Origin of the sequence: Chloroflexus sp., assembly GCF_049970315.1 — a bacterium.
Classification (GTDB): Bacteria; Chloroflexota; Chloroflexia; order Chloroflexales; family Chloroflexaceae; genus Chloroflexus.
In genome coordinates this window covers 115,686-139,659 of the sequence record NZ_JBMFNE010000008.1, presented here as the reverse complement: position 1 = coordinate 139,659, position 23,974 = coordinate 115,686, and the positions used below count along the sequence as shown (strand labels likewise).

Here is a 23,974-nt window from a genome sequence, read left to right as displayed (position 1 = left end):
TACAATGAATGGCACAAGTGCGTTATGCTATCCGGGTTTATCCCGCGGAGTTATTATGACACCTGTGTTATCACAACTTATTCGTCCCGAAATTGCCGATCTCGAACCGTATACTCCAATCGTGCCATTGGAAGTATTGGCCGCTCGGCTCGGCCTGCCGGTCGAACAGATTGTCAAGCTCGATGCCAACGAAAATCCGTATGGGCCCGCCCCGGCGGCGCTGGAGGCCATCCACCGGACGGCAACGTACCACATTTATCCCGATCCTGAACAAACGGCGTTACGCAGCGCCCTCGCGAGCTATACCGGTCGCCCAATTGAGGAGATTCTCTGCGGGGCCGGCGCCGATGAGTTGATCGATTTGGTTTTGCGCCTCATCATTAATCCCGGTGATGCGATTATCGATTGTCCACCGACGTTTGGCATGTACCGATTTGATGCCGGTATCTGTGGCGGGCGGGTGATCAGCGTACCCCGTCGCGCTGATTTTAGCCTTGATTTGCCGGCTATCGAACGCGCGGCAGCGCAGGGAGCCAAAGCGATCTTCCTCACTGCCCCCAACAATCCCACCGGCAATCCGCTCCCCCGCACCGATCTCCTGCGGATCCTCGAACTACCGATCTTGGTGGTAGTCGATGAGGCGTATGTTGAGTTTGCCGAACCCGACCATGCGCCGATTGGGGCCAGCGATCTTCTCGATGATTACCCGAATCTGGTCATCTTACGAACGTTCAGCAAATGGGCCGGTCTCGCCGGATTGCGGGTCGGCTACGGTCTCTTTCCACGCTGGCTGAGTGAACAGCTCTGGAAGATTAAACAACCTTACAATGTATCGGTGGCCGCTCAAGCGGCGGCAGTCGCTTCCCTCAACACCATAACCGAGCTGCGCCGGCGCGTACAAGCTATCGTCGCCGAACGCGAACGGTTGTTTGCCCGTTTGAGTGAGGTTGCCTGCCTGACGCCCTTTCCCAGCGCAGCCAACTTTATCCTTTGTCGGGTAAACGACCGTGATGCGCGTGAACTCAAGCTTGCGCTTGAACGGCGGGGCGTGTTGGTACGTCACTACCGCACGCCACTGCTCGATGGGTATATTCGGATCAGCGTCGGGACGCCGGATCAAACCGATGCCTTGCTCGCCATCCTCGCCGAGGTGACCAATGAGTGAATCGCTCGAACGGATGCTCGCGTTTGCCCGTCGGATAGCGTATGAAGCCGGTCAGATCACGTTACGTTACTTTCAGCAAGAGGTGACCATCGAGCGGAAAGCCGATGCGTCACCGGTAACGATTGCCGACCGGGAAGCCGAACGGTATCTGCGCACCGCCATTACCGCTGCCTATCCCGATCACGCGGTACTCGGCGAAGAAGATGGCTTGACCGGCAGTGAGTATGCAACCTACCGCTGGGTGCTCGACCCTATCGACGGGACCAAGAGTTTTGTCCGCGGTGTACCGCTGTACGGTGTGTTGATCGGATTGCTCCGCGCCGGTGAGCCGGTGTTGGGTGTGATCCACATTCCCGCACTGGCCGAGACGGTCGCGGCTGCGCAAGGATTGGGGTGTGATTGGAACGGTCGCCCCTGTCGTGTCTCCAGCGTAACGGCCCTGCGTGAGAGTTTGGTCGTCGGTACGACGGCTCACGGCTACGAGCGCTACGGCAAAGCCGCTGCCTTCCGACGGATCATCGAACGGGCCGGTCTCTTTCGGACGTGGGGCGATTGCTATGGGTATGTGCTGGTTGCTACCGGGCGGGCCGAAGTGGCACTCGATCCGGTAATGAATGTCTGGGATGCCGCCGCTCTCTTCCCAATCTTGAGCGAGGCCGGTGGTACGTACACCGACTGGCAGGGCGTACCGACGATCTACAATGAGGAAGGGATCGGAAGCAACCGTCACGTCTTACCCGAATTGTTGGCGCTTATTTCTGAGGAGGAGGCATGAACGCCGATGAATATCAGCAGCTCGCGTTGCGAACGCTGGCTGCCGGACTCAGTAGGCAAGAGCGATTGACCAAGGCGGCGCTCGGCTTAACCGGTGAAGCGGGAGAAGTAGCCGATACCGTCAAAAAGCATCTCTTCCACGGTCACCCGCTCGACCGCGAGGCCATGATGAAAGAGCTAGGCGATGTGTTATGGTACGCAGCGCTGGCGTGTGATGCGCTTGATACGTCATTAAGCACGGTAATGGCAGCGAATATCGAAAAACTGCGCCGCCGTTACCCGGAGGGATTTAGTAGTGAACGAAGCCAACAGCGCAATGAGTGATGCCCGCCGGGCAACCATCGAGCGAACCACCGGCGAAACGAGTGTTACGCTCACATTGACGATTGACGGTAGTGGGCAGGCCGATATTCAGACCGGAATAGGGTTTCTCGACCACATGCTCACCCTGTGGGCCAAGCATGGTCTCTTCGACCTTACCGTTCGCGCACACGGCGATTTGCATGTGGATGAACATCACACCGCCGAAGATGTGTGTATTTGTTTGGGGCGCGCTCTTGATCAGGCGCTAGGGACACGGGCCGGGATTGTGCGTACCGCACACAGCTTTGTACCGATGGACGAAGCATTAGCCCTTGTCGCGGTTGATTTGGGTGGCCGTCCCTACTGTGTTATACAGGCCGAGTTTGCCACGCCGCGCGTTGGTCAGCTCGGCACCGACCTCATCGGTCATCTGTTCGAGAGCATTGCCTTCAACGGCCGGTTTAATCTCCATGCGCAAGTTTTGTACGGGCGTAACGACCATCACAAGATCGAGGCTCTGTTCAAAGCGTGTGGACGGGCGCTTGACGCAGCTACACGCTACGATCCAAGGCTTGGTGGTACGATTCCCAGCACAAAGGGCGTTTTATGATAGGGTTCTTAGCTGCTGCCATCCTTAGCTTCGTGCCGGCATTTATCTATGCAACGATTGCCTACTGGCTCGACCGATTTGAAAAAGAACCGCGTCGGCTTCTGTTCGGCGCTTTCTTTTGGGGAGCGTTTGTCGCAACTCTTGGCGCCATTGTCTGGACGGGCCTCGCCCAAGCCTCACTGGCGATGTTTATCGGGGAAGCATCGGCAGAGGTCGCAGGTACCACCTTGCTCGCGCCGCTGGTCGAAGAGAGTTTGAAGGGATTAGCCGTTGTTATCATCATGCTGGCATTCCCCGAAGAGTTCGACTCGCGCCTCGACGGGATGCTTTACGCAGCGATCACCGCTCTTGGCTTTGCCGCCACCGAAAACGTGCTGTATCTCTACTTTGCCGGGTACGCTGAAGGTGGGATCGGTGGCTTGATCACCCTGTTTGTGCTGCGGGTCATCTTGGGTGGTTGGGGACATGCCGTCTACACGGCGTGGATTGGTTTAGGCCTCGCAATGTCGCGCCTTCACCCCAACCGCACGGTGCGGATTATCTCACCATTTGCCGGTTGGCTGCTGGCCGTCTGTCTGCACGCTTTGCATAACACGATGGCGGTCGTGCTGGCCGGCACATTTGGATTGACCGGTCTCGGCGTGACTCTGATTGTTGATTGGGTGTCGTGGATTGTGGTGTTGGGCTTAGTACTCTGGGAAATTCGGCGCGAGCAACTGCATATTGCCGAGTACCTTGCTGAAGAGGTGAGTGTCGGTCTCATCTCGCCGGCTCACTATCATGCTGCCAAATCGTTCAGCGGTCAGCTTCGTAACCGGGTGCGTAGTGCTGCTGCACGCCGCTTCTACGAGGCCTGTGCCGAGTTGGCGCACAAAAAGCATCACTTGCTCAACGGTGTTGGGAATCGACAGAATGTGATGGCACGCATTCAACAACTACGTCGCGAAATTGCGCAATTGGCGCCGGAAGTGCCGGCGTAGCCGTAGGAGGGCACGTATAGCAACGGCTGGCTGAGCGTGGCGAAACCTCCGCTAGGCTTCCACATCCTCATGAAGCTTTGAGTTGCCCTATTCACTCAAATGCTCGGCAATCCGATGCCGAGTACGCTGGTACGCCCGGTGACACAGTTCAAGCAACAATCGCTGCTCCGCCTGAATACGCCGTCGCTCTTCGTCACAGCGGTCAGTGTGGATGATGGCTGCTTGCAATTCAGATGCTATCGCATTCAGATCGGTTAACGCCTGCTCGGCAAACGGTGGTTGCGGTTGGATGAGGCTCAGTACGGCAGTCAATCGGTGCAGACTACGCAGCAAATCCTGAGCCGTAAGCGTACCTGAACCCACCTCAGACTCAAACAGCGGCACATAGGCCTTCTTAGCGTCAGGCAGGGTTAGTACTTGCCGGCGCACACGGGTATAAAGACGCTGCGCACGTACTTCACACTCCCAACGTGCAGCCAGCGCCGACCGCCATGCCGCCAATGCCGCAGTGCTCTGCTCTTGCCGCTCTGCCAGAATTGCCTGCAAGTGCGCATGATGAGCCAGCTCCTCGTCAGCAAACGGTAACCGATGGCGAAGCTGCTGAAGGAGCGCGATGATCTGATTGAGAGATTCGATGGGAGAAGTTTGTAAGGTTATGGCTGTCACGGTAGACCTCGCACTGGTGGGAGATGGCCACTACAGTTTATCGTAGTAGATGCTTCGCTCTTCCGTCTATAGTACAACAGGTTGATTTTTGGTTAGGACTACGCTGTACCGACGGAGTCGGTTGCATCCAACTGATGAGCTACATCGTCAAAGCAGTGGCATGGCAAGATAGCATGATACAATAATGATGCTCGTGACCGGTGCGAAAGGAGAAGCAGATGGGACTGCTCAATCAAATCGGCAAAACGCTTTCACAGGTCACCGACCGCGCAAAATTCGAAGCCGAGAAATTCCAAAAAACGACGCGCTTACAGTTCGAAATTAATGAACTCCGCCGTCAAATCGATCTCAAGCTTATGGAATTGGGCCAACGCGCCTATGACTTACAGCGCGCAGGCCAGATTCATGCACCTTCGCTGGCCGAATTGAGTACGACGATTGATCAACTGCGGGCAACGCTTGTGACTCGCGAAGAAGAGCTGAAGCAGGCCCAGCGCGAGGTATACGTCGAACCAACCCCAACGACACCGCCACCAATTACGTCACCTACCGTACAATCGGTGCCGATCAGCGAAGCATCATCTCCCAAGCCGGCCACCGAATCAAAAATCTGTGGGCAGTGTGGTTTTGTGATGCCGGGTAATGCCATCTTTTGCCCAAGCTGTGGCACACGTGTGGGGTGATAGTGTGTGATCGGGCATGATCCCAGACCGCCATCACGTGATATGATCAGGCCACTATGGTGCCACTACTTACCGTTCGCGATCTTGAGATTGTGCTCGCCGCAAAGCCGATCCTTAGCGGGATTAGTTTCGAGCTTGACCATGGCGACATTCTCGGCGTGGCCGGCCTGCGTAGCGCCGGTAAGTCGGTGCTCTTGCAGACGCTGGCCGGCATCTACCCACCCACCTCCGGTGAGGTGCAGATCGAGGGGCAGCCAATGCGCTGGCGGACACCGTTAGCGCAACAGCGCGGGATTGAGTTCGTACCCCAAACGCCGGCGCTGGTCGATCTGTTACCTGTATTGGCGAACATCTTTCTTGGCCGCGAACAGAGACGGCAACGGCTCGATCAGGCAACGATGGCGCAGATTGCGTATCGGTGGCTCGAACAGTTTGGCTTGCCACACACCTTTGCCCATCAGCGTGCCGGTGATCTAACCGAAGAAGAACGGCAGCTCGTGGCCCTGATGCGAGCATTTGTCCGACCTGGGCGGTTGCTGATCCTCGATGAGGCTCTCGCTTCGATCAGCTTTGCTCGTCAGCAGACGATCCTCCACCATCTACGCGCGTTAGCAGCCAACGGCACCGGCATCATTCTCAGTAGCGATGATCTCAACCTGCTTTTTGCGATCACCAATCGGGTGTTAGTGCTTTACCAGGGGCGACAAGCGGCACTCCACCGTACCGCCGATACGACACCGCGTGAGATCGTGGAGTTGATGGTGGGTTCGGTACGCCAAGAACGGGTCACACCGTTAATTTGGGCATTTGAGAATTATTATCAGGCTCAGCAACAAGCCGAATCGTTGCGCCAACAACAACTACAACTGCGTGACAATCTTGCCGAGCAAGATTCGCTCAACCGCGAATTGGTGCGGCGGCTCCACGATCAGATGGTCGCCCTCAATCAATTAAATCAAGCGCTGCAAGAGGCAAATCACCGGCTAATTGCCGAACGGGAAGCTGAGCGCAAAGCCCTCGCTCGCGAATTGCACGATCAGGTAATTCAAGATTTGCTCAGTTTTAATTACCAACTCGAACACCTCGAAGAGGAGATCGAAGCGGCAGAAACGGCACACGAACTGCAAGTCATTCGCCGTGGGATTCGCGAAGTAGTGGGCATGTTGCGCCAAATCTGTAGCGATCTGCGTCCACCAACGCTCGACAGCCACGGCCTGGCAGCGGCGTTACGTTCGTTGGTGAGCCAATGGAGTGAGCAGACCGGGATTCAGGTGGAGTTGATCCTCGCCGAACCGCTCGAACGCTGGTCAGAGACGATTGAGCTGACAGTGTTTCGGATTGTGCAAGAGGGCCTCAACAATGTCCGCAAGCACGCCCGCGCTAGCCGGGTGGTCCTCGAAGTACGACGCACGTCGGCGGCGGGAATTATGGTACGATTGGCCGATAATGGGCGTGGAATGGCGACTCCGCCCGACTTGCAACATCTCGCCGAACAGAAGCATTTTGGCTTGATCAGCATCAGCGAGCGGGTATCGCTATTACGCGGCACGTTGCAGATTGGGCGATCGGTGTGGGGTGGATTGGAATTGCAGATCGAGATTCCCAATCCATCACCATTCCCGGCGGAAGGGGTTGGTGTGGCAGGATGAGCGTTGCCGCAAGTGTCGCCTCGGCACCGTTCCCTTGCACTCACTTGCGCCGTAGTGTATCTTCGACCACTTGCCGCACGGTAGCTGCATCAAGGTCTTTCTTATCGAGGAAGGCGAGCGCGCCGGCTTCCAGACCCAACCGACGGAACTCCCGATCGGGATAGGCACTGATTAGGATCACCCGCGTGTTGGGTGAGACGCTTTTCAGCCGGCGTAGACATTGAATCCCGTCACCATCTTGCAAGATCACATCCACGAAGACCAGATCGGGCGTGATTTGGCGGAGTAAGCGGGTCGCTTCGTGGCAATCCTCCGCCTCGTAGATCTGCGATTCGGCGCAAGCCTTACCGATCATACGCTTGAGTTGGGCACGGTAGCGCTCGTTATCGTCAATGATCATGACCGTCAGTGGGGTAGGGCTTGTTGAAGGTTCGCGGCTGAGGGCAGCTTCGTGTCCCGATTCGGCCAGTAATTCGGGATGGCGCAGCGCAAACTGGTAGGCTTCGAGCCGGCTACTGACGCGAATAGTACGATAGAGGGCAGTCAGGTGATTTTCGATGGTCTTAATGCTTAGATCCATCTCTTGGGCCATGCGACGGTTGTCGTAGCCTTGCGCGATCAGGCGTAAGAGATCACGCTGGCGTTTGGTGAGTGTGATCGGTGAGGAATGCGCTACTTGTGGTGCAGCCTGGATCAGGCGGCTGAGCAACGGGCTAGAGATCCAGTTGCCACCGGCCATAATCCGTTGGACTGCCAGTTGGAGATCGCTGAGCGGCTGGTCTTTGAGGTGGTAGCCGTTAACGCCGGCGGCAAGCATGCCCACGACGTAAGATTGATCATCGTAGGCACTGACGACTAATATCTTCATAGCCGGATAATCAGCGTGGATTTGGCGGATGGTAGCAATCGGATCAAAGTCCGGCATCGCGACATCAACCACCAATAAATCAGGGTGATGCTGGGCCAGTACGGCGAGCAGTTGTGGGCCGGTCGCCGCCTCGCCTACCACCTCGCAATCGGGTAAGGCGGCTAAGGCAGTGCGCAAACCGGCCCGCACAACGGCATGGTCATCGGCCAACACGACGCGGGTTATGCCCATCGTCCATTCCCCACCACGGTTGAACTATCGGCGTCTCACACCAAAGAGATGATGAGTATTATCGCCGAAGAAACCGCTTGGGGCAAATATTCCGGTCGGGCAGCCCCCGCCCGACCGGCGCCGATCATTACCCGGCGCGGCCACGCCGACGTGTCGATACATCGAAAATCACGGCGGCAACCAAGACTAAACCGCGCACGATGTATTGGTACGCAATATCAATACCCATCAGGTTCATCCCGCTGGTCAGCGACACATACACCAGCGCACCGATGATGGAACCGATCACATTGCCAACGCCACCCGCCGCCGACACTCCACCGATGTAGGCAGCAGCGATGGCATCAAGTTCAAACAGAGTACCGGCAGTAGTGGTTGCCGACCGTAACCGCGAGGCGAACAAAATGCCCGATAACGCTGAAAGTACACCCATCGACGCAAACACAATATAGGTGATGCGCTTGACGCTGATACCGCTCAGTTCAGCCGCCTCGGGGTTGCCACCGACCGCGTAAATATGGCGGCCCAACACGGTTTGGGTGGTGATGAAGTGATAGATCGCCACCACCACCAGCACAATCACCATCGTCCACGAGAGGCCATTGTAGCCGGCCATAATCCACGACAACAAGCCGATTAATGCTGAAATGAAGACCAGCTTGAGTACAAACATGTCGGTGGGTAAGACTTCAAAATGGTATGCCAGCTTCCTGTTGCGGGTACGAATTTCGCTGAAAATAAAGGTAACGATCGCAATGACACCAAGCAGAAGGGTGAGTGTATGGTAGCCGGGGATCAACGTAAACGGCACATCGGGGATAAAACCATTCCCAATCGCGTTGAAGCTCTCGTCTTCGATAATAATGGTACCGGTACCGGCGGTGACCAACTGCAACGCACCACGATAGATCAACCAACCGGCCAGTGAAGCGACAAACGAAGGAATCCTCAATTCCGCGACCGGCAACGCTGTCAGCAAACCGGCCAGTCCACCCAAGACCAACACCATCGGCACCACCACAATGGTCGGTAGATCCCAGAACCGCAGTGCGATTGCGGCCACCGCACCGAGAAAGCCGGCCAAAAACCCAACCGATAGATCGATGTGGCGAATGATAATCACCAGGGTCATTCCCACCGCCAACACCGCAATGTAGCCGGTCTGGTTGATCAGATTGCTGAGGTTACGCGACGAGATAAAAATACCGTTGGTGGTGATCGAAAAAATAATCATTATCACAAATAGGGCGATGAACATGCCGTATTGGCGAATATTCTGCCCCAACACCCGCCGTAGATTCTGAACAAATGTACCCTGCGTGCTCATCATCTCCTCCACACTGTGATCATCGCCAAACACCAGTGTGCCTAAGCGTGGGCAAGATTGCTCGCTCCGCTCGCAATGACAGCGGGGACTACGCTCACCCTAACCCCCTGCTGTCATTGCGAAAGCGCGCCCGCGCCCGAGAAATCTTACCGTGCGGCAGATTGCTCGCTCCGCTCGCAATGACAGCGGGGACTACGCTCACCCTAACCCCCTGCTGTCATTGCGAGGGCGCACCAGCGCCCGAGAAATCTTAACGTGCGGCAGATTGCTCGCTCCGCTCGCAATGACAGCGGGGACTACGCTCACCCTGACCCCTGCTGTCATTGTGAAAGCGCGCCCGCGCCCGAGAAATCTTAACGTGCGGCAGATTGCTCGCTCCGCTCGCAATGACAGCGGGGACTGCGCTCACCCTGACCCCTGCTGTCATTTCGAGGGCGCACCAGCGCCCGAGAAATCTTAACGTGCGGCAGATTGCTCGCTCCGCTCGCAATGACAGCGGGGACTGCGCTCACCCTGACCCCTGCTGTCATTTCGAGGGCGCACCAGCGCCCGAGAAATCTTAACGTGTGGCAGATTGCTCGCTCCGCTCGCAATGACAGATGGCATTGCACCCGCCCTGACAGCCTCCGTTCGGTAATCATTTGCTAAACACCAGTGTGCCGACTATGAGCGGCGCACGGTGCGCTTCGTAACATTAGTAATCTACTGCCAACGCCATAATCTTCTCTTGGGTCGCCTCGACAATCGGCAGCTCACCTTTGATACGCCCACCGGACACGACGTAGACGCGATCACTCATTCCCAACACTTCGGGCAATTCCGACGAGATCATCAGAATGCTCATCCCTTCGCTCACCAGTTGGTTCATCAACTGATAAATCTCGTATTTCGCCCCGACATCAATACCACGGGTCGGTTCATCGAGGATCAGAAGATCGGGTCGAACAAACAGCCATTTACCGAGACATACTTTCTGTTGATTGCCACCACTCAAATTCGCTACTTGCTGCTCAATGGTTGGTGTTTTGATATTGAGCGATTTGCGATAGTTTTCGGCGATCTGAATCTCGGCATTGCGGTCGATCACGCCATTAGTTGCCAATGCCCGCAAGTTGGCCAGCGTGATATTCTGACGCACATCCTGGATCAACACGAGACCTTTCGCCTTCCGATCCTCTGAGACATACGCCATCCCGGCGGCAATTGCTTCACGCGGGTGGTGGAACAGCCGTTTGCGCCCCTTGAGCCACAATTCGCCACTTAAGCGGTAGCCCGGCGCATTCCCAAAGATACTGAGCGCGAGTTCGGTCCGACCGGCACCCATTAGCCCGGCTAAACCAACGATCTCACCTTTACGCACCTGTATATTGACATCACGGAGTAGATAGCGACCGACGTCAGGTGAGAAGACCGACCAATTGCGCAGTTCCAGCACCACCTCGTGACCAGGCTGATGGGTACGCGGGGGGTAGATGTTGGTAATTTCACGACCAACCATATTGCGAATTAAGGTCTGCTCGTTCACCTCACCTTTGTGGGCATCGAGTGTGCAGACCGTCTTCCCATCGCGTAGCACCGTCACCGTATCCGCGACCGATAACACCTCTTTCAATTTGTGCGAAATGAGAATACAGGTCACGCCGTTATCGCGCAATTCACGTAACAGATTCAATAAATTCTCACTATCATCTTCGTTGAGCGCAGCGGTTGGCTCATCGAGGATCAGAATCTTGACTTCCCGGCTTAGTGCTTTCGCAATTTCGACCAGTTGCTGCTTTCCTACACCGAGATCGCGGATTTTTGCTGCCGGATTCACATTGAGGCGGACTTTACGCAACATTCCATCGGCACGGCGGATGGTTTCGTTCCAGTCAATGATCCCGTTGCGACTAATTTCGTGGCCGAGAAAGATATTTTCGTAGACGGTTAATTCCGGTACCAGAGCCAATTCTTGATAGATGATACCAATCCCTACCCGTTCGCTATCAGCAATGCCGGTAAAGCGTTGAGGTTGACCGTTGATCAGAATTTCACCGCTGTAAGTACCATACGGATAAACACCGCTAAGTACCTTCATGAGAGTGGATTTACCGGCGCCATTCTCCCCGACGAGACAGTGGATTTCGCCGCGCTTGACACTAAACGTCACGTTGTCAAGCGCACGTACACCGGGGAACTCTTTGGTGATGTGGCGCATTTCGAGAATAGGGGTTTCCATACACGCACCGCTTCAGTGGATGAACCGCTGATTTTGGGGAAAGGGTGGCGGCCCGAGACGGATGAGACCGCACGACCCCTTCCTTATTACATCACGACAGCCTTACGGGAGATTAGTGAAATCGCTGGCACTATAATAACCGGAGTCAATAAGAGCGGCGCGCACGTTGTCACGGGTGACGGTCACCACCGGCGATTGAATGGCCGGCACGTCCTTCTTGCCGTTGTTGTAGGAGCCACGCGCCTCAGGCTGCTTGTTTTCAAGCAGGGCCACAGCAGCACTGATCGCATCTTTGACCAGCGTGCGCACGTCTTTGAAGACGGTCATTGACTGGCGACCATCGATGATGTACTGCACTGAAGCCTTCTCGGCATCTTGGCCGGTGACGAAGTATTTGGTTACGTCCTTGTCGGCGGCGAAGGCATCGGCAATCGCACGCGCAGTACCGTCATTAGGTGCGAGAATGTAGACTGTACCTTTATCGGCGGCGGTTGCAGCGGTCAGATTAGCCTCGGCAAGGTTCTTGGCGGTGTTGAAGTCCCAGTTGGTCGTAATTTGACCGATGATCTTCGCCATCTCGTCGCGGGTGAGGTCGAGCTTGTTCTGGAGTGCAACTGCCTCGCTCGAGTTCTTGATCACGAAGGTACCATCGGCGATCTTGGGCTGGAGCACCTTCCATGCTCCCTCGAAGAAGAGGAAGGCATTGTTATCAGAGGCTGCACCGGCGTACAGGTAGAGCGGGTTGCCGCTGCCACTCGCGTTATCGACCAGATACTGGGCCTGCTGGGCGCCCACGGCAATGCTGTCGAAGGTAACGTAATAGTCAACAGCATCGGTCTCACGAATGAGACGGTCGTAGGAAATAACCTTAACACCGGCAGCCTTAGCCGCTTCGGCAGCCGCCGCCGCAGCCGTACCATCGTGCGGGCAGATGATCAGTACCTTGATGCCTTTGGCAATCAGGGCCTCAACATTCTCTTTTTCTTTGGCCGATGAGCCTTGGCTGAACAGGATTTCAACCTGATAGCCGGCCTGTTGCAGCGCTTCGCGGAAGCGGGTCTCGTCTTGAATCCAGCGGGGTTCATCTTTAGTGGGAAGGACGATCCCAACCGCAAGCTGCTGGCTGCTGCCACCGGTGCTACTACCGGTACTGCCACCACTACTGCTGCCACCACTACTGCTGCCACCACTACTGCTGCCACCGGTACTGCCACCACCACATGCGCTCACCATGAACGCAAATACCGTCATCAACGACAGAACGAACCACAGAATTTTCTTCGACGACATGACAGAGTCCTCCTTGAACATAAACCAACGTCACTGTTGCGGATATACCTGGACGCCAAATACCTTTGTTGCCGGGTACACCTCCATGTGTGCGAAGTAATCGGTCTGATCCTGATATATGCATTGAAGCACAGTGACGCCGGCTTGCCCATACCGACAACCCTGAATGCGCATAGGGTGTTCCTCCTAGAGCATCATTAGGGAGATTCCCCTAAATCGACGATCTGGGTTTGTTCAGCCGGCTAACACCATATTAGGCGTGGTACACTAGATACATCACCCTAGAAAGCAAGACGGAGTTGGGGTATGATGCCGTTGGTACGCACCAAACTGCAACCACCGGAAGCAAGTCCGTCGCTGTTAGCCCGTCCTCGCCTGTACGAACGGTTGCGGTACGCCTTACACAGTCGGGTTGTTCTGATCACCGCACCGGACGGTTACGGCAAAACCTCGCTGCTCACCGTATGGATCGGTGAGTCCCGCAAGGAATGGCCGCAGATTGCGTGGTTGACCCTCGATGCCGCCGATAATGATCTACGCCGGTTGTTCGTGTATTTGGTGGAAGCATTACCTCACTTGCCACCGACGCGACGGGCACAGCTTCAAGCGTGGCGCGAAACCGAAGTTGGTCTGGATGCGGAACAGTGGTGCACCGAGTTGCTGAACGATCTCGCCGAAATAGGCGATGCAACGATCATTGTTTTCGACGACTATCACACGATCACCGATAACCAGATCCATCACGCAATAACTTTTCTCGTCGAACATCTCCCCCAACGCTGCCGATTGATCATCGCCACTCGTAGTGATCCACCGTTGCCACTTGCACGCTGGCGAGCACGAGGGCAGTTAGCCGAACTGCGCAGTTTTGATCTGGCCTTTACCCCTGAAGAAGCGGCGGCGTTTTTGCTTGAAGAAATGGAGTTGCCCCTCGAACGGGAACACATTGTTGCGCTGCTGGAGAGTACCGAGGGCTGGCCGGCCGGTCTTCATTTAGCGGCGCTGGCTTTACGCCATCATTCGCACCAAGGTAAACCGGTTGATACCATTATTTCCGGTAATCGTTACTTGGTTGATTACCTGATCGAAGATGTCTTTAACCAACAACCATCCCACATCCAATAATTTTTGTTGCAAACGTCGATCCTTGACCGGCTGTGCGGACCGTTGTGTGATACGGTGATCAGCATCAATGAAAGAGGAAGTAATGAACAGAGCCACAGTTCGTACAGCCAGTTGATCTTGGCCGAACTTGAACGCAACAACCTGTTTCTCTTCCCGCTCGATACTGAGCGTAATTGGTACCGTTATCATCATCTCTTCGCCGATGTGCTGCGTGAACGGCTCGAAACCGGGAGTAGCCCAGACCACATCGCCCTACTTCACCAGCGGACCAGCGCATGGTTTGCTGCCCATGGTATATTGCCGCTTGCCATCAACCATGCCTTACGCGCACAGGCGTTTGATGACGTAGTCGCAATGATTGAACCGATTGGCTTGGCGGTGGTGTCACAGGTGGGTGAAACCACGCTGCGCCGCTGGTTGCTGCAAATCCCCGATACGGCCTTCGAGCAACATCCGCGTTTAGCCCTGTTACGTGCATGGCTGGCGACTACCGACTATCAGATGGAAGATGCCGCGTATTGGATCGCCGTGGCTGAGCGAGCATTGGCCAGGGTCGCGAGTGGAACTGCGACGCCGTTTGGGCCAATTGCGAATCTGCGCGGCGAATTGAGCGCAGTGCACGTCCGACTGGCTGTATTACGCGGTGATAACGACCAGGTGCTGCAAGAGGGGCGACAAGCGTTGGCATGGTTGCAAACCGATAATCAAGCCCTACGGATGCGAATTGCTAAAGATTTGGGATATACATACTTCGCTCAAGGCGATCTGGTGCGTGCCGAGCAAGCGTTTAGTGAGGCAATTGTCAATGGATTCAATGCCGGCTTGCCTTATATCTCGGCGATGGCTACCAGCGATGATGCGTATACGAAAACGCTGCGCGGTTCGATCGGCACTGCTATTCAGACGTGTCGCGAGACCATTAACCACATGCTGCAACGCAACCGCGATCGCGCATCACCCGGTATCGGGTTGCCTTTTCTGGCGATTGCCGACCTGCACGGTGTGCGTCATGAGTTTGCCGGAGCATTGCCGGCATTGGCCGAAGCCGAGAGTTCGATCAAGCCGGGGAACACAACGAGCTATTTGTGTCTGTTGATCGTGACGGCACGGATCAATCGGGCACGAGGCGATGTGGCCGGTGCATTACGTGTTGTGCGGCAGGCCCGCTTTCTGGCCCGTCAACGTAAGATTGATTGGGTGCTAGCGGTGTTGAACGGTTTCGAGGCTCAATTGGCACTAGAACAGGGTGATCTCGTGACCGCCGAGCATCTGCTCGAAGCACAACTGCACCCGCCGGTTGAGTTTCGGATGATACCGATCGCCGCTTTCTACGCGCGCGAACATATTACCCGCACCCAGTACGAATGGCGATTGGCGCGGGCCCACGCTGCCAGCAATAGCACTGAACTCCATGCCCTGGCCGCAGCATTGGCCGCGCCGATGCAAGGTGAGATCTGGCAAATGCTAGCTCCGCTTGATGCCTCTCTGCTGCGCGGGCTGGCCCTCCTTGCTGTCGGTGAAGATGTGACCGACATAATCTTGACCGCACTTGATTTGGCGACGGTTGAACGAATCGTTACACCGTTTGTGCAAGCCGGTGCATCGCTCCGCATGATATTGCACCAACTGAGTGCGCGCCAACGCTTACCCGCCTATGGTGAATACATCCTTTCCCGCTTAGACCAAGATGAACCTTTGCCGGTGAGTATGCCGATAACACCGGCACCGTCAACCCTACCCGAACCACTGAGCCAGCGTGAGATCGAGGTCTTACGCCTGATGGCCGAGGGCCGCAGCAATCATGAGATTGCGGCAAGTTTGGTGATCGCGGTGAGTACGGTGAAATCGCATATCAACAATATCTTTAACAAACTAGGGGTCGCCTCACGCACGCAAGCGGTGGCACGTGGGCGACGGTTGGGGTTGATTCCGTAACGACCTTAGCGCCACATAATCTCGATCACATCACGTAACATCGCTTGACACGTGCCCAAAGGCCCGTCTTCAAGACTGCTGATCGTTGAACGACCGGCGGTATCGGTATATATCACAAATCCCATCTCACCCTGCGCTAAGCGGGCGAGTGGATGTTCGCGACCAAGGACGGTTGGGGCAACGGACATGGCGTAACGACCATCGGGCTGACGCTCGGCCAGCGCTACTAACGACACCCGACCACCGGCGCCCCAAGCTGCTGCCAGCTCTGCCATCGTCACCTCACGAATCCCGCGCACCGTTACATCGGCTAGGGTTGTTGGCTGCCTGAGCACCGCGTTGGCAAAGATCACCAGCTTGTTGGCAGCATCCCAGCCATCAACGTCAAGTGCTGGGTCCGGTTCGACGATCCCCTGTCGTTGGGCTTCGGCCAGAGCGCCGGCAAAATCGGCGCCGGCGGCCATCTGTTCGAGGATAACTTGCGTGGTGCTGTTTACAACCAACTCGGCCCGTTCAATCTGCGCACCGGCCAGATCACGGCGACCGAAGTTGATGGTTGGTAGCGCGCCACCTACGGCGCCGGAGAAGCGTAGCGCCGGACGCGGACTGCGCGGTGAAAGATCATCGGCCCAATCGCTCAGGGCTGCCAATTCGGCAAAGGCGAGTACCAACGGTCCCTTACTGGCAAGCACTGCCGGCTTCCCACGACGTAACGCGGCCCGCACGATATCGAGCGCAGGCTGACCGTCGCGGAGGTTCGTAGGTGTAGCTTCTAGTAACAGATCATACGCAGCCGTTGCAGCGAGCGCAACCACATCCAGATCGGGACGAAAGGCTGATAATGTGCGTACCCCTAATCCCTGCCGTTTCGCCGCAACAACCGCCGATAGATCAAGCCCGGCCGGATCGAGGGCTACCCCCGTAGAGTCGGCTGCTCCTACGATGCGCAGGGTAAAACCGTATCGGTGCAATAACCGATCAGGATCACGAGCTAGCAACTCAAGCAGGGTTCGCCCAATGTTACCCAAACCGGTAACGATGGTGTTTACGATAACCATAACAACTCCTAGGCAACAGTACGGTAGGCGTGTATAATATAAATCTATATTCTATCTGTTCTAGCGGTGAGGTACTTCACATCATAACGAAGTTCCATTACTCATCTAAGGTCGCCTGTCATGAAACAGTGCCCGGTTCCATGCCCATTTGTCGCTGCCCATAATAGCGATCTCGTGATGATCCGTCAGCATTTGATCGAAGGCTATCAATGTCGCGATGCATGGCTGGCACTGAGCAAACTCGTGCAGAATCCACGGCAGCGCAAAGATTGTCTTGAACGCGCTGCGGTCCTCGATCCAGACAACGAAGAACTCGTTATTGCCTATTTGGAATCGCGACTCGCCCTGGATCCGTCTGACGCATTTGCCCAACAACGCTTGAACGAAATCCACACCAAACGCTTGCTGAGCGATGTAAAAACGTCTTATTTCCACGAACAGCCCAAACCACGACTGATCGGCGATATTTTGGTCTCGATTGGTGCGATTAGTGAAGCTGAACTACACGAAGCGTTGACTGAGCAACGACGGACAAGTTTGCTGAAATCCGATCGACGGCTGGGCCAGTTACTTTTGAAGCGCGGATTAATCACTCCGGCAAAGCTGGCCAAGGCCTTGATCATCCAACAACAAGAGCGCAGTCGAGCACGCACTGCACCGCAGGTGTTGGGTGAGTATCTCGTTGAGAAAGGTTACATTACCGCAGCCCAATTGGAAGATGTGTTGGCCGAGCAGATTAGGCTTGATATGCAAGGCAAACGGTTAAGTATCGGTCAACTCCTCGTGCGGATGAACCTGATGTCGAAAGAAAAAGTTGATCAGGCTGCCCGCGAATACGAGCGGCTCTTCTGGTCACAGTTTAATGCGTAAATCGAGCGTTGCACCGTGTTGATCGACGAACACGTAGGCGTGCTACAATAAGCGGGCTTGCATAGTGTGTTGACGTTGATCATCGAACACGGTTGGTCATGATTGCCGGCAAACTCACTTCCTCGCGCACAACGATCTGGCTGGCAGCGATTTGGCTGGCGGCAATGATTAGCATAGCCGTACCGGGATTGCTTTGGTGGCTGCCGTGGTCATTCTTCCGCACTCCATTAGTTGTGATCAGCGGCGGGATGCTGTTTACCCTACCGGGGTTAGCCCTCTTACGTTGGCTCCACCCTAGCCCGTTGCCCTGGTTTGAACGCCTGGCATACGCGGCAAGTCTGAGTTGCACGGTCCTTCCTCTCATCCTCCTGTTCAGTGAACCTATCGGCTGGCGCTGGAATGGACTGTCTGCCTGGTTGGTTATCGGTGGCTGTGCAGTACTGGCCTTGTGGCCGCAGACATCGGCGATACGCCGAATCGCTCCTGCTTCAGGCAATTGGCGACAAGCTGCTCTACCAATTCAACCACGCCACCACTTGATCGGATGGGTGTTGATCTTGCTAACCGGTGCAGCCTGTGCGGTACGCTTGTTTCTTGTGCGTGATGTGCCGCTGGGGTTTTACGGTGATTCGTATCATCATACGGTGATCACCCAGCTCCTTATCGACCACGGTGGCCTGTTCCGATCATGGGAACCTTATGCTCCTGCCGTCACCTTCACCTATCACTATGCGTTTCACACGATAGGTGCTTGGTGGCATTGGCTCGCCGGTATCCCGGCAACCCAAGCAGTGATCTGGGTAGGGCAGGTGATGAACGGCTTGTCAGTACCGTTGATGTATTTGTTGACTGCACAACTTACCAATTCGCGTCTGACCGGTGTATGGGCTGCGGTGATCGTGGGCTTTGTGAGTGTGTATCCGGCTTATTACGTCAATTGGGGACGCTACACGCAGTTAGCCGGACAGACGGTCTTGCCGGCGGCAGGGATAGCGTGGATGACGTTGATCGACAGCGCTTTGCAGCCGCAACGGTCATGGCGTTCCCTGGTCAGGCCGCTGGTGCTGGTCATCATCGCCAGTGCTGGCTTGGTGGTCAGTCACTACCGGGTCGCGATCCTTGCGATCTGCCTGCTGGTAGCCTACACGGTAACGGTGCTCGTGACGGCTTGGCCAATCGAACGTCGAGCATTGATCCGCTTCCTGACGGTAGGAGCCATCGGTGCTATCGGCACACTGCTGCTGGCATTGCCTTGGCTATGGCGAGTACGAGAGGGGCAGATCACGCGACTGACTACGAACCTCGTCCTCAACAATAGTGAAGCCAGTAATCCTTTTTCACTCGAAACCGTCGGGGCAGCATTTCAGCATGGTCTCTTCCCTTTGGCCGCGTTGGGCTTGGGTAGTCTGCTCTGGCGACGGCAGCTCGGTGGGATCGTGCTCGCGCTCTGGGCCTATTTAGCATGGATGGTCGCGAACCCGCAATTGATCGGCCTGAACGGGCAGGGTTTGATCTCCACCTTTACCGTCTTGATCGGGGCCTACCTGGTGATTGCACCGGCTGCCGGTGCGGGTATCGTGGCGCTGTTCAGGCTAATCGCACGCCTGATGATCACCCTGCCTCGTCACGCTGCAACTGCACTCGTTGCCATCCACTTGGGGAGTGGTATCCTCGTTGTCGGGTGGGGATCGTATTTTCAGGCGACGATCCTCGATCCGGCCTACCAACTTGCTACCCCTGCCGATCTGAAAGCCGCAGCATGGATTCGTGATCATCTCCCACCAGATGCAGCGATTTTCGTCAACGGGTTTGCAGCCTACGGCGGCTATGTTTACGCCGGTAACGATGGAGGCTGGTGGTTGACCTTTCTGACCGGACGGCGAACGAATCTGTTGCCGATGGCCGTCGGCTTTGAGGCAACCAACCCGCCGAATCTGTTGCAGATCATCCGTGAACAGCATCAAGCGATACAACAATACCCAATTGGTAGTGCAGAAGCGGCAGCAGCACTGCGTTCACTTGGTTTTGCGTATCTGTACAATGGCCCGGCGGCTAATCCGCCTGACGAATATCTCGATCCGGCGCAAATTGACGCCACACCGTTGTATGAGCTTATCTACCGCCAAGACGGCGTGAGTATTTGGAGAATTCGCTAGTGCGTCTTGCAGTTGTTGGTCCGACGTACCCTTTTCGTGGTGGGATTGCGCAGTATACGACGTTGCTGGTACGCTATTTGCGTGCAGCCGGTCACACCACATTCTTCTATTCCTTTACTCGTCAGTATCCGGCATGGCTCTTCCCTGGCCGGAGTGACCGTGATCCAAGCTCGAACCCGTTGCGTGTGGAGTGTGAGTACATTCTCGATCCAATAAACCCGCTCACGTGGTGGCGGTTAGTGCGGCGCGTGCGGGTCGATCGGCCCGATCTGCTGTTGCTGCAATGGTGGGTTCCTTATTGGACACCGAGCCTCACGGTGATTTCCAGTCTGCTCAAACGCCCACCACCCACGAACATTGCTATCATTTGCCACAACGTCTTACCCCATGATGGTGGTGGCGTCATTGACCGTCGTTTGACATCCACCGTCTTGCGGCGTGCCGACGCGCTCATTGTCCATAGCGATCCCGATTACTATCGGGCACGAGCATTGGCACCGGATGTCCGGATCGTCAAGGCCTTCCTTCCAACATACGAGCCGATCTTGACCGAGACACCGACGGCAACCATCGCACACTTGCGCACACAATGGGGCATCCCCGAGCAACGACGAGTATTGCTCTTTTTTGGCTTTGTGCGACCATACAAAGGTCTTGAATATTTAATCCAAGCACTGGCCAAAGTATGTCAACATCTTGATGTCCATTTGGTAGTCGTTGGGGAGATTTGGGGATCGTTAGCCTATTATCAGCGCTATGCCGCAGAGTTTGATGTTGCGCAGTATATTACCTTCGTGAATCGCTACGTGGTAAATGAAGAGATTCCTGCGATCTTCGCCACGGCTGATGTAGTAGTTTTACCTTATATTTCCGCAACTCAGAGCGCTGTCGTGCAGTTAGCGTTCGGTGCGAGCAAACCGGTCATCACTACCCATGTCGGTGGGTTGCCTGAGGTTGTGCAAGATGAGGTAAACGGCTTGATCGTGCCACCGCAAGATGCCAATGCGCTGGCTGGGGCGATTATTCGCTATTTCCAAGAGGATTTAGGGCCGCGCTTTACGGCGAATCTACAAACAGCGGCTGCCGAACGAGCCGAGTCGTGGCCGCGGTTGGTTCAGATTATCGCCAATCTCGCGCGTGAGTTGCAGGGAACAACCTAGCATGCGGATCGTGTTTCTCCTCCCAATGGGTATTGACCGACCGTCGGGCCGGCGGTATTTCAATATCGCGCGCGGTCTGGTTCGGCGTGGGTGGCACGTGCGTCTGTTGGCCCTGCATCCCGATTTCGCTACCTGCCATCAACGTCGCTTCGTCGCCGATGGGGTCGAGGTCTGGTATGTGGGCCAGATGCATGCCCGCAAAACTGGCAACACCACGGTGCGTTTCAGCCCGCTCGCCTTGCTGTGGGTGGTGATCCGTTCAACGTTAGGTCTGATCTGGGGAGTACTCTGTTCGCCGGCAGATTACTACCATCTGGGCAAACCGCAACCGATTAATGGCATGGCGGCAATCATTGCGGTATGCCTGTTGCGCCGAAAATCCTTTTTTGTTGATTGTGACGACGATGAAGTGACTGCCAATCGTGTAACTGCCGGTTGGCAACGGGCGATGTTTGCCTTCTGGCAATGGCTCCTACCACGCCTGGCTGTTGGCATCACCGTCAATACGCACTATCTCGCCGCCCAACTGGGACAACCCGGCAAACCATGCGTTATCGTTCCCAACGGGGTAGCCATCGCGCAATTCACCGTGCCACCGGACTCAATCCGCACAGCTCTTGCGCACGCGCTGGGCCTTGACGAAGGACCGGTCATCGCTTACGTTGGTACGGTTGCCCTGCACAACCATCCCGTTGATCTGTTGATTGCGGCATTCGCGCAGGTCGTAACGCAACATCCAACCGCACGTCTCCTCATCATCGGTGGCGGTGAGGATTTGGCTGCCGTGCAAGCGAATGTTGCGCGCCAACCGTGGCACGACCGCGTCATATTCACCGGATACGTACCACACACAACGGTGCGCGGGTTACTTGCCCTCGCCGATCTGAGTGTTGATCCGGTCTACGATGACGCCGTCGCCCGCGCACGTTCACCACTCAAGCTGATCGAGAGTTTGGCATTAGGTGTACCGGTCATCACCGGTGATGTCGGTGATCGGGCTGAGATGCTTGACTTCGGTGCTGCGGGGATAGTAGTGCGACCCGGTGATGCACAAGCGCTGGCCACAGCCATCAATGAATTGCTTGCCGACCCAGTACGGCGCATGGCGATGGCGTCAGCAGCAGTCGCACAGGCCCGACGATATGACTGGGATCGGTTAGCCGAGCAGTGGATCAGGGTCTACCATTCTCATCCTACTGACCGGGAATGAAGATGACGTACAAGGCGCGATACTCGCTCAATGTACCTTGTGCATGGCTATCGCCCACGAAATAGACGTTTTGACCGAGCAAGACGGCATCGGGAAATACTTGCGCGTCTGCCGGCAACGACACCTTACTCCATGCATCGGCAGCGATGTCATATGAGAGACTTTCGCGGCGTTCGCTATCGAAGACTAACAAGGCGTTAGAGAGACCAATCACTGCCGGGCGAGCGATCGCCTGCGGCAACGGGGCAATGACCATCCAACGCCGACTCGGACTGTTCGGTGGTTCGAGCCATGCACTCTCGCGCAATGGGCCGTTGCTCCCCTCACCACCGATCAGGTACAGTCGCCCATCGGCAATGGTTACACCGGCGTATTGCCGTGGCTGTGGTAACGACGGCCCCGTCTCCCAACGGTCGAGTACCGGATCGTAGATAAAGACTTCAGCCCGAATCGTCGTGCCATCCCAACCGCCAATGAGGTACAATTGACCTTCCCACGCAACCAGGGCGTAGCGGCTCCGCGGTGCGGGTAAGGGCGCACCGCTGTACCAACGCTGTTCGCGCGGATCGTAGATCTCGAGCCGGTCACTGACCGTCCCATTCTCGTCTTCACCACCGGGTACAAAGATTTGACCACGGAGGGTGATGGCGCGGGCATAGCTCACTGCGGTTGGCTTGTCGGTGAGAGTTACCCAACGATTGGTATCGGGATCGTAGCGATCGACGGTGGCGACAACGGTATTGTTGCGTATGCCACCAATAACATAGAGTCGTCGCTCGAGATCGTAACCGGCAAGCGCAAAATGATCGCGTGGCTCGTCGAGTGGCTGGCGAATAAACCAACGTTGAGTGGAATCGATAAGAACGGACGTGGTCGAAACGACGGGTACCGGTGGATTAGCCGCTAAGCGCGTATTCACGAAAAATGTGATGCTAGCTATGACGATCACGACCACTAATCCAATCGGCCAAAACCACCTGTGCATAGCCTGAGATTGTGGTTGAGTAGATGCGGTCAATTCAGGCGCCGGTAGAGGGATTGGAACCGGCTCGGCACGCACAGGCGACGCCTCGGTCACCGATGGTTTGGTGATGAGCGGTTCAGGTTCAGCAGTGGTCGGAGCAGAGACCGGCTCGGTCGTGACTGGCTCTGCTCCTTCGGCACACACGGACGACACCTCGGTCGCCGATGGTTTGGTGATGAGCGGTTCAGGTTCGGCAGCGATCGGTGCAGAGACCGGCTCGGTAGTGACCGGCTCCTCTCCAGTAGCCAATGTCTCATCGTTGATCACGGTTCCTGTCTCGCCAACGGTTACAATCCCATTCCGAATAGCATACACTGTGGCCTCAGTCCGCGACTCAACGCCGATCTTGGCAAAGATATTCCGCAGATGCACCTTGACCGTATTGACACTAATATTTAAGGCAACTGCGATCTGCTGATTGGTAGCACCGGTAGCGACGAGGCGCAAGATTTCACGCTCTCGTTCGCTGATAGGGCTTTCGTTCGTCATAATCTTGCACGCTACTTCGGTTGACATTTTGCGTTGATCATAGCACATACTTGATGTATCGGCGTGACCAAACGCCCGACGGAGAGAATATTGAGCACAACTGTGGGCAAAGCATTACGCTGACAGCAGGCAAAAACTTCTCGTATAATTAGGTATTGCCACTCTTAACGTGCAAGGTTCATT

The 23,974-nt window shown here is 55.8% G+C and carries 20 protein-coding genes; 13 read left to right on the top strand and 7 right to left on the bottom strand.

Annotated features, from left to right (window positions below):
* The first annotated feature begins 55 nt into the window (after positions 1-55).
* From hisC to ACP5OT_RS07900, 5 genes are read left to right on the top strand one after another with little or no spacing between them, the layout of a single operon-like run.
* A complete protein-coding gene (gene hisC / locus ACP5OT_RS07920) occupies positions 56-1,165 on the top strand; it encodes a histidinol-phosphate transaminase (RefSeq protein ID WP_424675573.1) in 1,110 nt (369 codons plus the stop codon).
* Positions 1,158-1,940 carry an inositol monophosphatase family protein gene (locus tag ACP5OT_RS07915; RefSeq protein ID WP_424675572.1) on the top strand — a complete coding sequence of 261 codons (783 nt, stop codon included), beginning with the start codon at positions 1,158-1,160 and terminating at the stop codon, positions 1,938-1,940. The genes hisC and ACP5OT_RS07915 overlap by 8 nt, the downstream gene beginning before the upstream one ends.
* Positions 1,937-2,263 (top strand): nucleoside triphosphate pyrophosphohydrolase family protein, encoded by a 327-nt coding sequence (locus ACP5OT_RS07910; RefSeq protein ID WP_424675571.1) that lies wholly within the window; start codon positions 1,937-1,939, stop codon positions 2,261-2,263. The genes ACP5OT_RS07915 and ACP5OT_RS07910 overlap by 4 nt, the downstream gene beginning before the upstream one ends.
* Positions 2,256-2,852 carry an imidazoleglycerol-phosphate dehydratase HisB gene (hisB, locus tag ACP5OT_RS07905; RefSeq protein WP_424675605.1) on the top strand — a complete coding sequence of 199 codons (597 nt, stop codon included), beginning with the start codon at positions 2,256-2,258 and terminating at the stop codon, positions 2,850-2,852. The genes ACP5OT_RS07910 and hisB overlap by 8 nt, the downstream gene beginning before the upstream one ends.
* Entirely contained in the window at positions 2,849-3,832 is a 984-nt protein-coding gene (locus ACP5OT_RS07900; protein WP_424675570.1) for a PrsW family intramembrane metalloprotease, read from the top strand. Before hisB ends, ACP5OT_RS07900 begins: the two co-directional genes overlap by 4 nt.
* An 87-nt stretch (positions 3,833-3,919) precedes the next feature.
* On the opposite strand, the gene ACP5OT_RS07895 is transcribed toward ACP5OT_RS07900, so the two are convergent.
* The gene (locus tag ACP5OT_RS07895) at positions 3,920-4,498 is read right to left on the bottom strand and encodes a hypothetical protein (protein WP_428113383.1); all 579 of its coding nucleotides are present in this window, start codon (positions 4,496-4,498) and stop codon (positions 3,920-3,922) included.
* Positions 4,499-4,716: 218 nt separating this feature from the next.
* On the opposite strand from ACP5OT_RS07895, the gene ACP5OT_RS07890 reads away from it, so the two are divergent.
* Together ACP5OT_RS07890 and ACP5OT_RS07885 are read left to right on the top strand one after the other, a co-directional pair.
* The gene (locus ACP5OT_RS07890; protein ID WP_428113385.1) at positions 4,717-5,181 is read left to right on the top strand and encodes a zinc ribbon domain-containing protein; all 465 of its coding nucleotides are present in this window, start codon (positions 4,717-4,719) and stop codon (positions 5,179-5,181) included.
* A 56-nt stretch (positions 5,182-5,237) separates the two neighbouring features.
* A complete protein-coding gene (locus tag ACP5OT_RS07885) occupies positions 5,238-6,830 on the top strand; it encodes an ATP-binding cassette domain-containing protein (protein WP_424675567.1) in 1,593 nt (530 codons plus the stop codon).
* Between the two features lie 40 nt (positions 6,831-6,870).
* Here ACP5OT_RS07885 and ACP5OT_RS07880 read toward each other — a convergent pair whose 3' ends face one another.
* The 4 genes from ACP5OT_RS07880 to ACP5OT_RS07865 all read right to left on the bottom strand — a co-directional run bounded on the left by ACP5OT_RS07880 (position 6,871) and on the right by ACP5OT_RS07865 (position 12,764).
* The gene (locus tag ACP5OT_RS07880; RefSeq protein WP_424675566.1) at positions 6,871-7,929 is read right to left on the bottom strand and encodes a response regulator; all 1,059 of its coding nucleotides are present in this window, start codon (positions 7,927-7,929) and stop codon (positions 6,871-6,873) included.
* A gap of 127 nt (positions 7,930-8,056) precedes the next feature.
* Positions 8,057-9,256 carry a sugar ABC transporter permease gene (locus tag ACP5OT_RS07875; RefSeq protein WP_428113390.1) on the bottom strand — a complete coding sequence of 400 codons (1,200 nt, stop codon included), beginning with the start codon at positions 9,254-9,256 and terminating at the stop codon, positions 8,057-8,059.
* Positions 9,257-9,950: 694 nt separating this feature from the next.
* Positions 9,951-11,474, bottom strand: coding sequence for an ATP-binding cassette domain-containing protein (locus ACP5OT_RS07870; protein ID WP_424676091.1), 1,524 nt, complete (start codon positions 11,472-11,474; stop codon positions 9,951-9,953).
* A gap of 102 nt (positions 11,475-11,576) precedes the next feature.
* A complete protein-coding gene (locus tag ACP5OT_RS07865) occupies positions 11,577-12,764 on the bottom strand; it encodes a sugar ABC transporter substrate-binding protein (protein WP_428131844.1) in 1,188 nt (395 codons plus the stop codon).
* A 306-nt stretch (positions 12,765-13,070) separates the two neighbouring features.
* On the opposite strand from ACP5OT_RS07865, the gene ACP5OT_RS07860 reads away from it, so the two are divergent.
* Both ACP5OT_RS07860 and ACP5OT_RS07855 read left to right on the top strand, forming a co-directional pair.
* Positions 13,071-13,889: a hypothetical protein gene (locus ACP5OT_RS07860; RefSeq protein WP_428131842.1), complete on the top strand. Its 819-nt coding sequence runs from the start codon at positions 13,071-13,073 to the stop codon at positions 13,887-13,889.
* 6 nt (positions 13,890-13,895) lie between these two features.
* A complete protein-coding gene (locus ACP5OT_RS07855) occupies positions 13,896-15,824 on the top strand; it encodes a LuxR C-terminal-related transcriptional regulator (RefSeq protein ID WP_428131840.1) in 1,929 nt (642 codons plus the stop codon).
* 5 nt (positions 15,825-15,829) lie between these two features.
* Here ACP5OT_RS07855 and ACP5OT_RS07850 read toward each other — a convergent pair whose 3' ends face one another.
* Positions 15,830-16,882 carry a homoserine dehydrogenase gene (locus tag ACP5OT_RS07850; protein WP_424676094.1) on the bottom strand — a complete coding sequence of 351 codons (1,053 nt, stop codon included), beginning with the start codon at positions 16,880-16,882 and terminating at the stop codon, positions 15,830-15,832.
* A gap of 120 nt (positions 16,883-17,002) precedes the next feature.
* Between ACP5OT_RS07850 and ACP5OT_RS07845 the strand changes: the two genes are divergently transcribed.
* The 4 genes from ACP5OT_RS07845 to ACP5OT_RS07830 all read left to right on the top strand — a co-directional run bounded on the left by ACP5OT_RS07845 (position 17,003) and on the right by ACP5OT_RS07830 (position 22,278).
* Positions 17,003-17,752, top strand: a complete 750-nt coding sequence (locus ACP5OT_RS07845; protein ID WP_424676095.1) for a hypothetical protein — start codon at positions 17,003-17,005, stop codon at positions 17,750-17,752.
* Between the two features lie 98 nt (positions 17,753-17,850).
* On the top strand, positions 17,851-19,908 hold the full coding sequence (locus tag ACP5OT_RS07840) for a DUF6541 family protein (RefSeq protein WP_428112944.1): 2,058 nt from the start codon (positions 17,851-17,853) through the stop codon (positions 19,906-19,908).
* Positions 19,908-21,068, top strand: coding sequence for a glycosyltransferase (locus ACP5OT_RS07835; RefSeq protein WP_428112945.1), 1,161 nt, complete (start codon positions 19,908-19,910; stop codon positions 21,066-21,068). The genes ACP5OT_RS07840 and ACP5OT_RS07835 overlap by 1 nt, the downstream gene beginning before the upstream one ends.
* Position 21,069: 1 nt before the next feature.
* A complete protein-coding gene (locus ACP5OT_RS07830) occupies positions 21,070-22,278 on the top strand; it encodes a glycosyltransferase family 4 protein (RefSeq protein WP_428131837.1) in 1,209 nt (402 codons plus the stop codon).
* Here ACP5OT_RS07830 and ACP5OT_RS07825 read toward each other — a convergent pair.
* Positions 22,262-23,791, bottom strand: a complete 1,530-nt coding sequence (locus tag ACP5OT_RS07825; protein ID WP_424676099.1) for a kelch repeat-containing protein — start codon at positions 23,789-23,791, stop codon at positions 22,262-22,264. The genes ACP5OT_RS07830 and ACP5OT_RS07825 overlap by 17 nt on opposite strands.
* Positions 23,792-23,974: the final 183 nt, after the last annotated feature.

Bases quoted from the DNA above. Each gene is read 5' to 3' on its own strand.
- ACP5OT_RS07865 (WP_428131844.1), bottom strand. From the start codon at position 12,764: ATGTCGTCGAAGAAAATTCTGTGGTTCGTTCTGTCGTTGATGACGGTA.
- ACP5OT_RS07845 (WP_424676095.1), top strand. From the start codon at position 17,003: ATGAAACAGTGCCCGGTTCCATGCCCATTTGTCGCTGCCCATAATAGC.
- ACP5OT_RS07860 (WP_428131842.1), top strand. From the start codon at position 13,071: ATGATGCCGTTGGTACGCACCAAACTGCAACCACCGGAAGCAAGTCCG.
- ACP5OT_RS07875 (WP_428113390.1), bottom strand. From the start codon at position 9,256: ATGAGCACGCAGGGTACATTTGTTCAGAATCTACGGCGGGTGTTGGGG.
- hisC (WP_424675573.1), top strand. From the start codon at position 56: ATGACACCTGTGTTATCACAACTTATTCGTCCCGAAATTGCCGATCTC.
- hisB (WP_424675605.1), top strand. From the start codon at position 2,256: ATGAGTGATGCCCGCCGGGCAACCATCGAGCGAACCACCGGCGAAACG.
- ACP5OT_RS07830 (WP_428131837.1), top strand. From the start codon at position 21,070: ATGCGGATCGTGTTTCTCCTCCCAATGGGTATTGACCGACCGTCGGGC.
- ACP5OT_RS07910 (WP_424675571.1), top strand. From the start codon at position 1,937: ATGAACGCCGATGAATATCAGCAGCTCGCGTTGCGAACGCTGGCTGCC.
- ACP5OT_RS07880 (WP_424675566.1), bottom strand. From the start codon at position 7,929: ATGGGCATAACCCGCGTCGTGTTGGCCGATGACCATGCCGTTGTGCGG.
- ACP5OT_RS07900 (WP_424675570.1), top strand. From the start codon at position 2,849: ATGATAGGGTTCTTAGCTGCTGCCATCCTTAGCTTCGTGCCGGCATTT.
- ACP5OT_RS07890 (WP_428113385.1), top strand. From the start codon at position 4,717: ATGGGACTGCTCAATCAAATCGGCAAAACGCTTTCACAGGTCACCGAC.
- ACP5OT_RS07825 (WP_424676099.1), bottom strand. From the start codon at position 23,791: ATGACGAACGAAAGCCCTATCAGCGAACGAGAGCGTGAAATCTTGCGC.
- ACP5OT_RS07885 (WP_424675567.1), top strand. From the start codon at position 5,238: ATGGTGCCACTACTTACCGTTCGCGATCTTGAGATTGTGCTCGCCGCA.
- ACP5OT_RS07840 (WP_428112944.1), top strand. From the start codon at position 17,851: ATGATTGCCGGCAAACTCACTTCCTCGCGCACAACGATCTGGCTGGCA.
- ACP5OT_RS07850 (WP_424676094.1), bottom strand. From the start codon at position 16,882: ATGGTTATCGTAAACACCATCGTTACCGGTTTGGGTAACATTGGGCGA.
- ACP5OT_RS07870 (WP_424676091.1), bottom strand. From the start codon at position 11,474: ATGGAAACCCCTATTCTCGAAATGCGCCACATCACCAAAGAGTTCCCC.
- ACP5OT_RS07915 (WP_424675572.1), top strand. From the start codon at position 1,158: ATGAGTGAATCGCTCGAACGGATGCTCGCGTTTGCCCGTCGGATAGCG.